Genomic DNA, 15,026 nt, shown 5'->3' with positions numbered 1-15,026 from the left:
CCTACCTCCGCCCAAACACTGTATTGAACCCTCTTTGAACTGTCGAGTCTACCGGTTTAGGGATTATCAGGGTGTGATGCATCGGTAGATTTCGAGTGGGGGTGAAGATTAGTGAGAACCCTGCTGCTTCTATTTGCTCCTTGGTTGCTACAGATGCACCCTCAACCGGACCATCGACCGCTCGCACCGAAAGTCCGTGACCGAATGACTTCGGGTTCTCTTCCGCCTTTTGTGCTTGAGTGGAGAGTCGGCCAGTACTTTCCTTGCTGGTTCCGAGCCTCGCAAAGCTCTGATCAGAACTGCAGGTGCACGGCTGGCCAAACTCCGGGCCGCCCGGACCGCAATTGTGAACGAGGACCGGTGTGGCGCCCGCCAGCACATAGTACGTATGGAAGTCCGCCACCGTCAGGTTGCGTACGCTCGCCGGCTGGGTCCAGGCTCGGACCGCTGTGACCTGGACGTGGGTGCCCGCGCTGGTGCGGAGCCACTGGCCCGGCTTCAGGTCCTTGGCGTCCACCCACTCGCGGAGGGCCGGGATCCAGAACGGGTGGCCGTCGGTGGCCGTGATCGGGGCCGTCCGGTCGCCCTTGGTGCCGTCCGTGTCGACGGTGATCTTGATGAGGTGCTTCTCGCCCTCGCCGATGATCACGGCGGCCACGTCCTTGCCGGCCGTCTCTCCGGTCTTCTCGTCCGTCGAGAGGACCTCGTCCCCGGGCTTCAGGTCCTTGATCGCCTTGGCGGATCCGTCGGCGAGCAGCACCTTCGTGTCGGGGGTGAAGCTGTTCCTGACGGCGCAACTCGTCGGTTCGTCGGCGCTACCGTCCGCCTTCTTCGCCGCGTCGGCCGCCGCCTCGTCCGCCTTCTTCGCCGCGGCCTTCGCCGCGTCCGCCTCCTTCTTCCAGGCGGCCATGTCCTCCGTGTACTTGGCCATGGCCTTGGCCTCGTCGTCCGCCCGCCGGAGCATGCGGGTGGCCCAGCGGACCTCGTCCTCCCAGCGGTGGTACATCTTCCAGGCGGTCTTCAGGGCTTTGAGCGCCTTCTTCGCCTTGCCGGCGAACGGCATCGCCGCGTCCAGGGCGATCGAGCCGCACGCCCAGAGATCGCCCCCGATGCAGTCCTTGATGTCGTTGAAGCCGCTCATGTCCTTGGCGACTTCGATGGCGATCTCGAGAATGATGTCCGCCTTGGACTTCTTCTTGATCGCGGACGCCTTCTTGACGTCGTCCTCGCTCACCGTGGAGCTCGGCTTCGTCGGCGCACCCCCGCCGCCGCCCCCCGGGGCCCTCGGCTTCTCCGCGCCGACCTCGTCCTTGGTCTTGCCCTCCGTCTGGACCCTGGTCCTGCAGTTCTCGTCGGCGCAGAAGGCACGGCCCGACGGATCCGCGAACGTGATCGGGCTGTTGTTGCCGTACGCGTAGGGATTCATCGTCTGGGATTCGGCGATGTCCATCTGCGGATCCACCGAGATGAAACGTCCCAGCGCCGGGTCGTACTCGCGCGCCCCCAGGTGCGTCAGCCCCGTGGAATCGTCCTTGGTGCCGCCGATGTACCCCTTCTCGGACGGCCACACGGACGGCGCCTGACCGCGCTCCTCGCCGAACGGGGTGAACTTGCGCCGCGTCACCGCCTTCGTCGTCGCGTCGACGGAGGTCGTGGCCGTGCCGTTCCGGTCGGACAGCAGGTAGGAGGTCGTGATCGTGCCGCCCTGTGCCACCTTGACCATGGCGGGACCGGCCGGATGGCCGTAGGACCGGGTCGTCTTGACGACCTTGCCGTCCTTGTCGACCTTGAGCTCGGTTCCCGGCAGGTACAGGGTGGCCCCGCTCGGCTCGTGCTTGATCAGGCGGTTGCCGCCCGCGTCGTACACGAACGAGGTGTCGTTCTGGCCCGCGGTCACCTTCTGCAGGTGGCCCTCGACGTCCCACTCCAGGTTCTGGGTGTCTCCCTGGATCGTGCGCGTGTTCGTGTTGCCGACCTCGTCGTACCCGTAGAGCTCCTCGCGGGAGCCCTGCGGGCCCGTCGTGGTCACCTTGGAGAGGCGGCTCTTCGTCGGCAGCCCCGTGGCGTAGGCGTACGCCCGGGTGACGTCCTTGGCCGGGTCCCCCGAGGTGTCGTGCCGGGTCTCCGTCCGACGGTTGCCCGCGGCGTCGAAGGTGTACGAGTGCCAGTAGGGATCAGGCCCGCCGACCTGGGGAGCCGTACCGGGGCCCGCCGATCCGGGACTGCTCACGCAGTCGTCCGTCGACGTCCACGCGTCCGACATCCGGCGCAGGTAGTCATAGGCGAAGCACTGCACGTCGGTGGTGGCCGGAGTCGGGTTGTCACCGGTCTTCTCGGTGATCCGGGTCACGTTTCCGACGGTGTCGTACGCGGTCGTGGTGTCGCTGATCCGCGTCGTCCCGACAGTGCCGACCTCCTGGTCGTGCGTCGCCCTCGTGACCCGTCGGGTCTGCTCGTCGAAGGCGTAGCTGGAGATCAGCTGCTTGCCGGCCGAGTCGACCCTGGTGCGCAGCACGTCACCCAGCGGCGTGTACTCGGTGCCGGCGACGAAGGTCTTTCCCGCCACCGACATCGTGGTGACGGCGTCGAGCATGTTGTAGCCGACCGAGACACGTTCCGAGGGCAGTCCGCCGACCGCGGGCTGGGTCGCCGTGTAGGGCAGCCCGGTCCGCGACGTGTACGTGTTGGAGAACGTGTACGTGCCGGCGAGCCCCGTCTCGGAGGCGGGGATGGTGATCGAGTTCCCCTTGGGGCGGTACTCGGTGTCGTACCCGGTGACGGCCTGGACGTAGGCGTCGCTTCCCACGTACCGGGTTGACGCGACGGGGAGGCCCAGAGCTCCCGGCAGCGTGTCGTACGTCTGTGACGTCAGCCTGGGGCCGGTGACCGTTCCCGAACGGGTCTCGGTGACGCGCCCCAGGTCGTCGTAGACCATGGCGATCGTCCGTGCGGGCTTGCGCCCGTCCGTCGTCGACACCACACGATCGCCCTTGTCGTACGCGAAGGTGCTCGTGCCCTTGTCGGGGTCGGTGCTGGACGCGATCCGCCCGCGGATGTCGTACGTGTTCGACCATTCGTTGCCGACCTGGTCGACGACCTTCTCCAGTCGGCCCTTCCGGTTGTAGCGGTAGGTGATGCTGTCGTAGTCGCCGCTCGGCGCGTCGCCCTTGAACTGGCGCAGTTCGGTCTTGCGGCCGAGCGCGTCCACCAGCGCCATCGTCGGTGTCTCGCCGTTCGGCGGATCGACGGCGGTCCAGTCCCCGCCGTACGTCGTCGTGGTGCGCCAGGTCTCGATCGCGAACTTGCGGGCGATGGTGGCGGTCGGACGGCTCATTCCGTCGTACGTGGTCACGCTGGAGGACGGAACGCCGTTGTCGACGGCCGGGAACATGACCGGAGCGGGCTCACCGGCGCTGTTGTAGTAGCCGGCGTTCTCCTTCCATACCCGCCCCAGGCTGTCGTAGAAGGTGTCCGTGATGACACGGCCGCCCCCCGACGCAGGGTTCTGGGTCTGGCGCAGCCGCAGTGCGCCGTCATAGATGTCGTAGCTGACCCGGTAGGTGCCGTTCTCCAGCAGGCGCTTGTTGGTGATGACGACGGGGGCCGACGGCCCGACGGTGTACGAGAACTCGGCGTCCGGGGTCGCGGTGAGCGAGTCGCGGTCGGGCGACCACACCTTCGTCATCCGGCCGAGCGGGTCGTACTGCATGACGCTCTTGCGCCCGTTGGCGTCGGTCTGCGCGACGGGCAGGCCGCGGCCGGGGTCGACCTCGGTCGTCGCCGTGTGCCCGAGGGCGTTGGTGGTCACGGTCTTGGTGACCACCGAGCCCGTTGCGGGCGTGTAGGCCATGCTCGTGGTCTTGCCGTACACGTCGGTCATGGACGTGGGTCGCCCGTACTCGTCGAAGGTCGACGAACCGGAAGGCTCGTACAGCGGCGTGGAGCCCTCGTAGCCCTTCAGCGATTCCGTTCCCACGACATTGCCGACCGCGTCGTACGTGACCTTGGCGTCGGAGATGACGTCGTCCGGGCTGCTGAGGGTGCGGTCATCGCACGCCTTCGCCAGGACCTCGGTCCGAGTGCGCTGGGACCAGAACGACTTCGCGGCGTTGTCGAGATAGGTGTATTTGGCACAGGTGTCGTCGTTCAGGTCCTTGGTGTCGCCACGGCTCGTGGTGTTCTTGACCCGGCCACGATCGTCGTAGGTGTGCTCCACCGCCGTACGCCGCTGCTCGCGCCCACCGGACAGCACAGAACGCGACTCCGTCGACGCCACTCCCTTGCGCCACGCCTCCAGCGGCGCCGCGCCGGTCGCCGTACGGTCTCGGGTCGCGATGGGCCCCTTGGTCCACGGGGTGTTGAGCGTGGCCGAATGCAGGGCTCCGCCCTCACCGTCGTAGTAGACGGTCTCCCGGATCTGGCCTGCGAGCAGCGCGTGATCGACCACCTGTCCGCCCTCGGAGTCCGTCACCTTGACCAGGCGCCGCGTCCCGTCGGCCTTGCGGTCGTTGTCGAGGCCCCGGAAGTAGAGGGTGTCGGTCTGCGAGCGCTTGTCGGGAGCGACTCCGACGAAGGTGCGCACCTTGGCGTACCCCCGGTAGACCGACCAGGTGCGGGCCGGCTCCTTGGTCAGCTCGCTGCTCTCGTCGTAGGTCCAGGCGGGGGTGCCGATGTACTGGTAGTTGGTCTCGCGAGCGGGCGAGGTGCCGTTGATGTCCTCTTCGCGGACCTGGTCGACCCGGTGCTTGTGGAACCAGTCGGTCGTGTAGATCTTCTTCGTCCCGGACGGGTCCTTCGGATCGTTGGTCTCCTGGATCACCGGGTAGCAGCGCAGCGTGTTGTCCGCGGGCGAGGCGGGCAGCTTGACCGCACCCGGGGTCGTGGAGCACTCGGTGGGGGCGTAGGTGACGACGGTGCGTGCGCCCGTCTCGGTCTGGATCGACTTGATCCGCCAGCGCTTGTGCGGGGGGTCCCCGTCGTCGTCGTTGTCGACACGGTTGTCGAGCTGCGTGCCCCCGAACGTGACGGGTTCCATGGGAAGATCGCCGCCGTTGCGTCCGGTGTGCCGGATGCTCTTCAGCCAGAGCGGGTACTCCCCTGCGACGGCGCCGTCACCGGTGGGAAGGAACTCCTGATCCAGCGTCCACGTGTCGACCGGGGTCGGGACCCCGTTCTTCAGGACCTGGGTCGTCACCGTCTCCAGGCGCTTACGGGTGAAGAAGGTGGGCGAGGTGCGGTTGGTGCAGGTCTCGCCCGCTGCGCAGAGCTGATCCGCGGGGACGTCGGGCCAGCGTTTGGTGACGTCCGGAGGCGCGGTCGGGGTGAGCTTGGACGCGGCGCAGTCGAAGACTCCGGTGACGACGATGCAGCGCTCCGCGACTCCGTAGACGACCTCGGCCGGTGCCGGGGCGAAGAGGTTGTCGTAGCGCAGCCCGTACGCGGCCCGGTTCAGCCAGCCGCCGCGGTCGTATCCGCGCGCCGTCGAGGTTCCCGTGGCGCTGACGTTCGCGCCGTAGTAGTTGCGTTCCTTGGTGTACCAGTACGTCAGGGCGTTGCCGCGAGGGTCGACGACATAGTCCAGATTCCAGCGGTACACCTGGTCGCAGACCGAGTCGGCGAAGGCGGCGGCGTGGCATTCCTCCCCGGGGTGGTTGCCGTAGACGGGCACCGTGAAGGCCGAGTTGGTGACGGGCAGGCCGGTCTTCCAGCCGGGCAGGCGGTTGCGGCCGAAGTGGAATTCGACGCCCTCGGTGTTGGTGACGACCCAGTACTCGTTTCCTTTGTCCCCGTTGTCGGTGTCCGTACGGATCTCGACCTTGGAGCCGTCGTCGTCGGCCGGAATCCACTTCTTGCTCTTGTCGTCCAAGACCAGCGACGTCGATGAGCCGTTGAGCGAAAGCGACACCATCGGCGGACCCTGGCAGAGGTCACCTGTCATGTGGGTGGTCGGATTGTTGAACCCGCTGTCCGGCTTGCGGTCGTCGACGCACGGCACGTAGCTGCGCTCGATGAAGTTGTCGCCCATGTCCCAGCCGTCGCCGGCCCAGGACGACTGCTGCGAGGTCGCGACCGTCCTGCCGTCCACCGATCCGGACGAGTACGAGAGAGCGACCGAGGGGCCGGGACCACCGAGCGAGGCCGGGATCTCCATGGGATAGGACCAGGAGAAGTCGCCCGCCGAGCCACCCCCCGACCACGAGCCGGTGGGGCTGAGGGTCGTCGCCTTGTACGTGCCCATGGGGCCGGACGGGCCACCGGTCACAGCGAGGACGACGGGCCCGTCGGCCTCGGCGGCGGAACGCACCGCGACGGTTCCCGTGAGGGCCCCAGACGCGGCGTCGTTGGCGCCGGACACCGCGCCGACGGTGCGGCACTCGGCCTTGCCCGGTGTCGTCAGGGCACAGGCCGGCAGGGTCGTGAACCGGAGCCGTGAACCCCACGCGCCGCCATAGGCATGGGCGAAGGAGCGGTAGTCCAGTTCCACCGACAGCGGGGCGGCCCCCGCGCCGGTGTCAGTGCGCGCCACGGAGAGGAGCAGCCCCTGGACGCCTGCCTTGCGGGCGGCCTCCCGGGGAAGGACCGCTACCTTCGCCCCGATCTCGGGGGCGTCGACTCCTGGCGTCCTGGCCCCCTTGGCCGCACCGGGGTTCCCGACGGCGATGCGCAGCGGAAGGGCGCCGGCCCGCACACCAGGTGCGCTCGGAGCAGCCGTGTTCTTTCGCGCGAGGGCGTCCTGTGCCCGCGTCCGCGCCACCAGACCCGTGGTCGGTCTGGGCACGGTGACCTGCGCCGTCGCCGGCTTCGGCCAGTTCACGGCGGGCGCCTGCCGGCGGGCCGCGTCCGCGCTCTCGGCAGGCGGCGGCGGTGCGGGGCGGGCTGTGCCGACGGCGGCCGGGACGTCGGTGATCTTCTGGAGTTCCGCGAGCCCGCGCCCCTCGGCAGCCTGCGCGACGGGAGGCAACGAACCGCCGGAGGCCAGCAACGCCAGCCCCAGCGCGAAAAGGCCGGAACGCCACACCGCAGATTTCGACCTCGACCGCTTTCTCGCACGCCGAAAAGACACGCTGATCCCCCACCCCTGGATTAATGATCACACGATGAAGCGCACGCTACGCAGAGAAGAGAGGTCGTGACAAGGAGCTCCGAAGAGATCGGCTGAATTCCGTCAACTCGGCCTGAATCACGTCGCGTCGATTCAAGGCCGCCTGCTAGAAATCACTTCGATACCGGCTCGAATCCCGGCGATTTCCATCGGGGGGGGGCGTCGGGATTAAAACGATTTGACATCAAGGATGGGAACGGAACGCACTGCCATGACACTGTTCAGGTCAAAATCATCCGATTCATCGGGGGGATTACGGAGAGGGTTCTCGGCATTCGTCGTCCTGACGATGTCCGCAGGACTCCTCTCTCTCGCGCCGCCCGGGCACGCCACCGAGGCCGCCGCGGCGGGACCCCCCGGAACGGCAAGCGAAGTCCGGGACGCGGGGCAGGCCGTCGAGGAGGCCGTACGCACCGGGAAGCCCGTGGAGATCGTCTCCCGGCGCACCGAGACGGACGAGGTGTACGCGAACCCGGACGGCACCTACCGTGTCGACCGCTCGATCCTCCCGGTCCGCGTCCGCCATGGAGCGGAACTGGTGACGATCGACCCGACGCTGGCCGGGCGCTCCGACGGCCGGCTCGCGCCCAAGGCCTCGGCCATGGACGTCTCCTTCTCCGCCGGGGGTGACCGAACCTTCGCCACGATGGTGCGCGACGGACGCAGCCTCTCTCTCACCTGGCCCTACGGCGTCCTGCCCGAGCCCACGGTGGCCGGACGGACGGCTACCTACCCGGAGGTGCTGCCCGGCGTCGACCTGACGGTGACCGCGGGCACCACCGACTTCTCCCACGCCCTCGTCGTCAAGACCCGGGCGGCGGCGAAGAACCCGCAACTCCACGCCGTGGACATCGGCCTCGGCGCGAAGGGCACGGAGGTGAAGACAGGGGCGACCGGCGAGATCCGCGTCACGACCCCCTCCCAGAGCACCCTCTTCGTCGCGCCGCAGCCACGTATGTGGGACTCCGGAGGATCCGAGTCGGCGACCCCCGCCGACCCCAGGACCCCCAAGGCCGCGTCGCCCGCGAAGCGCTCGCTGCAGGACACGCTGGACGGAGCCGCGGAAGGGGCTCGGCAGGCCCTCCTGGGTGTGGAGCTCGGTCAGGGCAAGCTCACCCTCACGCCGGACACCGCGCTGCTGAACGACCCCAAGACGGTCTACCCCGTCGTGATCGACCCGGTCTGGGCACCGGACGCGTGGAAGAACGCCTGGTCGATCGCCTATCAGCACAGCGCCTACCCCGGCAGCGCCGACACCGTCTACTGGAACGGCGGGACCATCTCCGACTTCGCCCGCGTCGGCTACGCGAACGACACCCAGCTGGGCGGCACGGTACGGGCCAACACCTACTTCCGCGTCTCGACGGCCAACACCTGGGGCAAGCAGGTCATCAGGTCGACGCTGCGCATCAAGCAGACCCATGCCGGCTCCTGGTCCTGCAACTCCGGCGACCTTCTGGTGCGCACCCTCGGGAACAAGCTGCCGACGAACATCACGTACAACAACCAGCCGGCCTTCGGTGAGGTCGTGGACTCCTCGGGCGAGTCGTTCGGCGGCAGGAACTGCCCGGCGGACAGCGCGGGGCTGGTGGAGCTGGACGTGACGGCCGCGATCTCGAAAGCCGCCTCAGGCAAGTGGAGTTACTGGGCGTTCGTGCTGACCTCTCAGTCGAACGCCATCGACGTCTCGTGGCGCAAGTTCGACCCCAACTCCGCACGGGTCTCCACCCTTCTCAACACGCCGCCCGCCAAGCCGACACTGGCCATCGACCCTTTGGTCCCCTGTACCGGAGGCACTATCGGGACCACTGACCAGATCACGTTGCGGGCACGTGTGAGGGACGCGGAGGACATCGGGCTCAAGGCCGAGTTCCGGTTCGGTTCGACCACGGCCTCGGGCTACACGTCGAAGACCGTCGACGTGAGCAGCGGGAGCACGGCCATGTGGCGCATCCCGGCCGGCACCACGCTCAAGTCGGGGACGTACTGGTACGACGTCATCGTCAGGGACGCCATCAGCAACAGTCCGTGGGCCGGACGCTGCCAGTTCACCTACGACTGGGACCGGCCGTCGGAGCAGCCCAAGGTCTCCTCGGCGCAGTTCCCCGAAGACGTGACCAAGGCATGCCCGGCCACCGACGGCGGTCCGTGTGCGAACCCCGCCCGGACCGATGGGACGTTCGTCTTCGACGCGAACGGGGTGTCGGACGTCACCAAGTTCGTCTGGTCGACGGACTCCGACACCAGGGAGAGGACCGTACAGGCCACCAAGGTCGGTGGCTCGGCCAGCGTGACCTTCAGGCCGCCCCACGCGGGCCCGCAGAACCTCTACGTCCGCAGTGAGGACGCGGCGAACAACCGCTCGGACACCAAGGTGTATCCGATCATCCCCACGCGGGCGGCCGAGCGGGACCGGCTCGGCGACGTGAACGGGGACACCACCATCGACCTGGTCAACGTCGACCCCGGCACCGGGCAGCTCTGGACGTACCCCGGAAGCGGCGACGGCACCTTCGGCACGGGAGTCCTCGCGCACGACAGCTCGTTCGCCGACGCCACCCTCACCATCGGCGGCAGTTGGGACGATCAGGACTACTACGAGGACGTCATCGCGCTGCGGCCCGCGGCCGACGATCCCTCGGTCTACCAACTCTGGGCACATCGAGGCGGAGGCAACGGCACGCTCGACCGAGACGCGTCCGGAGTCCGGCGTCTGACGGTCCCCGGTGAAGGCGACACGGATCCCGGTTCGGACAACCACGCCTACTGGCGCAATGGTGCGCAGATCGTCTCCGTCCCCAGCTTCAACGACGACAACGGGGACGGCGCCCTCACCGACGCCGATGACCCTGATCTGCTCGTCAAGGCGGGTTCGTCGCTCTGGCTCTACCTCGGCAAGCGGGGGAGCGAGTTCTTGGACGAGGTCTCCCCGCAGCCGATCTCATTGGGCAACGGCGACTGGGGAAACATGACGGTGATGTCGCCGGGAGACGTCACCAAAGACGGGATTCCCGAGATCTGGGTCCGTGACCCGAGCTCCGGAACCGTCTACCAGTACCCGAGCCGACGGCTCAGCACGCCCGAGCCGAATGCCTCGACGCTCGCCGATCTGACCGTCTACGGCGACGCGACGCAGCGGCAGAGCATCGGCACCGGCTTCACCGGAGCGGCCTACCCGCATCTGACCACCAGCGGCGACTTCGAGGCCGACGGCCACCCCGACCTCTGGTCGCGCGACGGCACCGGCCGGACCGTGGAGTTCCCGGGCCGGGCGCCCAGCGGCGGATCCGCCTTCGGGTCCTCTCGTCTGCTGTTCACGACGGGCCTCTCCTGGGCGGACTGCGAGGCGGTGCCCGCTGCCTCCGGAGGCACGGCGACCTTCCAGGTCTGTGGACCGATCCTGGCGAAGTTCAAGGCGCTGGGTGGAGTCGCGGCCTTCGGCAAGCCGACTTCGGCGGTCTCCGCGGTGAGCGACGGCGGCCGGTACGCCAACTTCGCGCGGCCCGGCATCACCACCACCGACCGTGCCATCTCCTGGAGCAACTCCACGGGCACCTGGTCCGTCGTCGGTGCCAACTTCGCCAAGTGGGCCGCTCTCGGCCGGGAGACCGGGCTGCTGGGCTATCCGACGGCCGACGAACGGCCGACGAACGTCTCGGGTGGCGCGTTCTCGACGTTCAGCAAGGCCGGGAAGGCGGGCGCCCTCTACTGGAGCTCAGGCACCGGATCCCATGAGATCCACGGCGGCATCTACACCCGGTACCTCGAGTTCGGTGGCGTGGCGGACTACGGATACCCCACCACGGACGAGATGGCCACGGCCACCAAGCCCGGCGCGTACCAGAACTTCCGCAGCGGGATCACCACGGGTGACAACGTCTCGTTCTACTGGAGCAGCGCGACCGGCGCCTGGCCGGTGGTGGGGGCCATTCGCAGCCATTGGCTGAGCCTGAACGGACACGCCGGCAGCCTCGGCTTTCCGACCTCCGAAGAGTCCGCTCCCGCCGGCGGTCGGCGCTCGGACTTCGAGACCGGCTACATCCGCTGGAACCGGGAGAGCGGCTACGTCGCGCAGCACGGCTGGACTGATGGAACGCGTCATCTGCGCACCGAGCTCGCGGGCGATGTCGACGGCGACGGCAGGACCGACATCATCACCGCCTACAACTACGAGAACGCGACCACGGGCATCTACGTGGCCAAGGCGAACCTCGACGGGGGCCACAACGCTCCGCAGGAAGTCTGGTCGGCGGAAGCCGGCGGTTTCGACTACACGAAGGCGAAGTGGGCCTCTGGCGACTTCAACAAGGACGGACGCGACGACGTGGCGGCGTTCTACGGCTACGCGGACGGGTCCGTCACCATCTGGTCCTTCCTGTCCCAGCCGGTCGGAGAGCCCAAGCCCATCCGGAGTTCGGTTCTCCCGGCGGGCACCTGGAACTGGTCGCTCAGCTCCGTCTTCGCCGGCGACCTGAACGGGGACGGCCGGGACGACCTCGCCTTCAGCTACGACTACGGCGGCGGCGTCACCGCGCTCTTCAAGCGCCTGGCCCGCACCGACGGGACCTTCGACAACCCGGTGCAGGTGTTCAAGTCGAACGCAGGCGACTGGTACGAGGACAACGCCACGTACACCGCCGGTGACACCAACGGCGACGGCCGGGACGACATCGTCGCCTACTACGACTACGCCAGCGGCGCCGGCGCGCTGTTCACGTTCACGTCGAAGCCCGACGGGTCCCTCAACACCGCGCTGAAGTCGTGGAACGTGCCGGACTCTGGATGGCCCCACGGATTGATCAGGTTGGCGACGGCCGACTACAACGTGGACGGCCGCGATGACCTCGTCCTGCTGAGTGGCGGTGGAGGGATGAAGGTGAACCTGTTCCGGGCACGGATCGATGGCGGTTTCGACACCTACGAGACGCCCTACTCAGGCATGCTGGGTGGCCTCTCCATGGGCATGCCCGAATACCCAGTCGCCGGCGACGTGAACAACGACAAGCGTCCCGACCTTTCGCTGTCGCGCAGTCTCACCAGCGGGGAAACCCGGGTGTACACGTTCTACGGAAACGAGACAGGAAGCCTCGACCGGCCTGTCCGCAGCTGGTACGCATCCCCCGGTACCTGGTGACAGCGGGTAACGGCTAGCGGCTCCCGCCGGCCGCGGGCGCAGGGGCCGCGTCCCGTCAGGGAGGCGGCCCCCGTGACAAGCCTCACCCCGCCCGGTGCACCACCGCGTCGCACATCTCCTCCAGGGCCGCCTTCGCGTAGCCGTCCGGCAGCGGGGCCAGCATCGCGCGGGCCTCCTCCGCGTAGCGGACGGTGTCGCGGCGGGCCTGTTCCAGGGCGGGGTGGACGCGCAGGCGGCGGAGGGTCTCCGCGTGGCGGGCGTCGTCGGTGAGGTCGCCGTCGACGAGGGCGACCAGCTCCAGGTCCTCCGGGCGCCCGTGGGCCGCCGCGGCGGCGCGCAGGTGGAGGACCGGGAGGGTCGGGATGCCCTCGCGCAGGTCGGTGCCCGGGGTCTTGCCGGACTCGTGCGAGTCGGACGCGATGTCCAGCACGTCGTCGGCGAGCTGGAACGCGACGCCGAGCCGCTCCCCGTACTGGGTGAGGATCTCGACGACACTCGCGTCCGCGCCCGACATCATCGCGCCGAAGCGGCAGGCGACGGCGACGAGCGAGCCGGTCTTGCCGCCGAGGACGTCGAGGTAGTGGTCGATCGGGTCGCGGCCGTCCTGCGGGCCCGCCGTCTCCAGGATCTGGCCGGTCACGAGCCGTTCGAACGCCTCGGACTGGATGCGTACGGCCTCGGGTCCGAGGTCCGCCAGGGTGTGCGAGGCGCGGGCGAAGAGGAAGTCACCCGTGAGGACGGCGATGGAATTGCCCCAGCGGGTGTTCGCGCTGTCGACGCCCCGGCGCACGTCCGCCTCGTCCATCACGTCGTCGTGGTACAGCGTCGCCAGATGGGTGAGCTCCACCACCACGGCCGAGGGCACGACACCCGGCGCGTACGGGTCGCCGAACTGGGCGGCCAGCATCACGAGCAGCGGCCGGAAGCGCTTGCCGCCCGCCAGTACCAGGTGCTGGGCGGCCTCCGTGATGAACGGTACGGCGCTCTTGGTGGCGTCGAGGAGGCCCGCCTCCACCGCCGCCAATCCGGTCTGGACATCGGCTTCGAGAGCCTGGTCCCGCACGCTAAGACCGAACGGCCCGACGACGGTCACGAGGGGGGTCTCCTGTCTGCTGACGCCTGCTGACGCTGTTCCGATCACTCGGATTGTCGATGTGTCGGTCGTTTCGCTCAAGCCAGCGTATCCGGTCACGTTTCGATCACCGTGGGCGCCTTCCCGTCACCCCCGGTATGTTCGTGATCAGCTCATACGACCAGGAGTAGGCGTTTTGTCCCGAACAACGATCGACACCGACACGAACGGCGAGCAGCCGCCGCCCGAGGACGACCACGCGTTCTTCGGGCAGCCCCGAGGGCTGCTCACCCTCTCCGGCCTGGAGGTCTGGGAGCGCTTCTCGTTCCTCGGGATGCAGGCGATCCTCGTCCTGTACTTCGCCGACACCGTCGCCCACGGCGGTATGGGCATGGCCCCCGGCACCGCGGCGTCCGTCTCGGCCGCGTACGGCACCCTCGTCTACCTCGTCTCGGTGGCCGGCGGCTGGCTCGCGGACCGGATCCTCGGCTCCTACCGGGCGGTCCTCTACGGCGGCATCCTGATCGCCTGCGGGCACTACGCCATGGCCGCGCCCGCCCCCGCGATGACCTGGGTGGGGCTCGGCCTGATCAGCGCCGGAACCGGACTGCTCAAGCCCAACGTCGCCACCATGGTCGGCAAGCTCTACCGCACCGACGACGAGCGCCGCGACGCCGGTTTCGCGCTCTACTACATGGCGATCAACATCGGCGCCTTCGCCGGCCCGCTGATCACCGGCTGGCTCGGCGACCACAAGGGCTGGCACTGGGGCTTCTCCGCCGCCGCGGTCGGCATGACCCTCGGCCTGATCCAGTACGTGGCCGGGCGCCGTCACCTGGCTGGGCGCAGGCACTCCGCCGAGTTCGCGCTCGCCCCCGAGGCCCTGCGCCGCGCCGTCCGCATCATGATCGTCGGGGCGCTCGTGACCGCCGCCGCCGCCACCGCCCTCGCGCTGGCCGGCTGGCTCACCATGGCCCGCTTCGTCGACCTGCTCACCCTCATCTCGGTGATCGCCCCGGTCGTCTACTTCTGGGTCATGTTCCGGAGCCCCCGGGTCACCGCCGAGGAGCGCGGCCGCCTCAGGCCGTACGTCGTACTCTTCCTCGCCTCCGTCGCCTTCAACTTCATCCTCTTCCAGGCGTACTCGACGATGATGCTGCTGGCCTCCACCAACGCCCGCACGACCATCCTCGGCTTCGACTTCCCGGCCAGCTGGTACGCCTCCGCCCTCGGCGCCTTCGAGGTGCTCCTGGCGCCCGTGGTGGCCGCCGTGTGGGCCCGGATGGGCACCCGCCAGCCGCACGCCTCCAACAAGATCGCCTTCGGTGTGATCCTCGGCGGCCTGTCCTTCCTCCTCATGGTCCTGCCGACCTCCGGGCACGCCGACGACACGTACGAGATGGCCGCCTGGTGGATCGTCGGCTCCTACCTGCTGCTGGGCCTCGGCGACGTGCTCCTGGAGACCTCCGGGATGTCCGCCACCAGCAAGCTCGCGCCCAAGGCCTTCGGCAGCCAGACCATGTCGCTCTGGTTCCTCTCGCTGGCCCTCGCCAACGGCATCCAGGCCCAGACCGTGAAGCTCTACGACGACGTCTCCAAGCCCGCGTACTTCGGCGTCAACGGCGCCATCGCCGTCGCCGTCGGCCTCGGCGTCATCGCCCTGGCGCCCTGGCTGCGCCGCACCATGCACCCCGTCCACTGACGCATTCCGCCGAGGT

At 68.6% G+C, this 15,026-nt stretch carries 4 protein-coding genes; 2 read left to right on the top strand and 2 right to left on the bottom strand.

From position 1 onward, the window contains the following. Position 1: 1 nt before the first annotated feature. On the bottom strand, positions 2–7,018 hold the full coding sequence (locus ACZ6J5_RS01775) for a polymorphic toxin-type HINT domain-containing protein (protein ID WP_469386617.1): 7,017 nt from the start codon (positions 7,016–7,018) through the stop codon (positions 2–4). A 373-nt stretch (positions 7,019–7,391) separates the two neighbouring features. On the opposite strand from ACZ6J5_RS01775, the gene ACZ6J5_RS01770 reads away from it, so the two are divergent. Then, on the top strand, positions 7,392–12,236 hold the full coding sequence (locus tag ACZ6J5_RS01770) for an FG-GAP-like repeat-containing protein (protein WP_469386615.1): 4,845 nt from the start codon (positions 7,392–7,394) through the stop codon (positions 12,234–12,236). An 82-nt stretch (positions 12,237–12,318) separates the two neighbouring features. On the opposite strand, the gene ACZ6J5_RS01765 is transcribed toward ACZ6J5_RS01770, so the two are convergent. Then, complete coding sequence (locus ACZ6J5_RS01765; RefSeq protein WP_469386614.1) at positions 12,319–13,329, bottom strand: polyprenyl synthetase family protein; 1,011 nt, start codon at positions 13,327–13,329, stop codon at positions 12,319–12,321. A gap of 175 nt (positions 13,330–13,504) precedes the next feature. Here ACZ6J5_RS01765 and ACZ6J5_RS01760 point away from each other — a divergent pair, with 175 nt between their 5' ends. After that, positions 13,505–15,010, top strand: a complete 1,506-nt coding sequence (locus ACZ6J5_RS01760; RefSeq protein WP_469386612.1) for a peptide MFS transporter — start codon at positions 13,505–13,507, stop codon at positions 15,008–15,010. Positions 15,011–15,026 lie beyond the last annotated feature (16 nt).

The organism is Streptomyces sp. NPDC042100 (assembly GCF_055582325.1).
The sequence above is the reverse complement of the archived record's forward strand: the minus strand, read 5'-3'. Positions and strand labels throughout refer to the sequence as shown.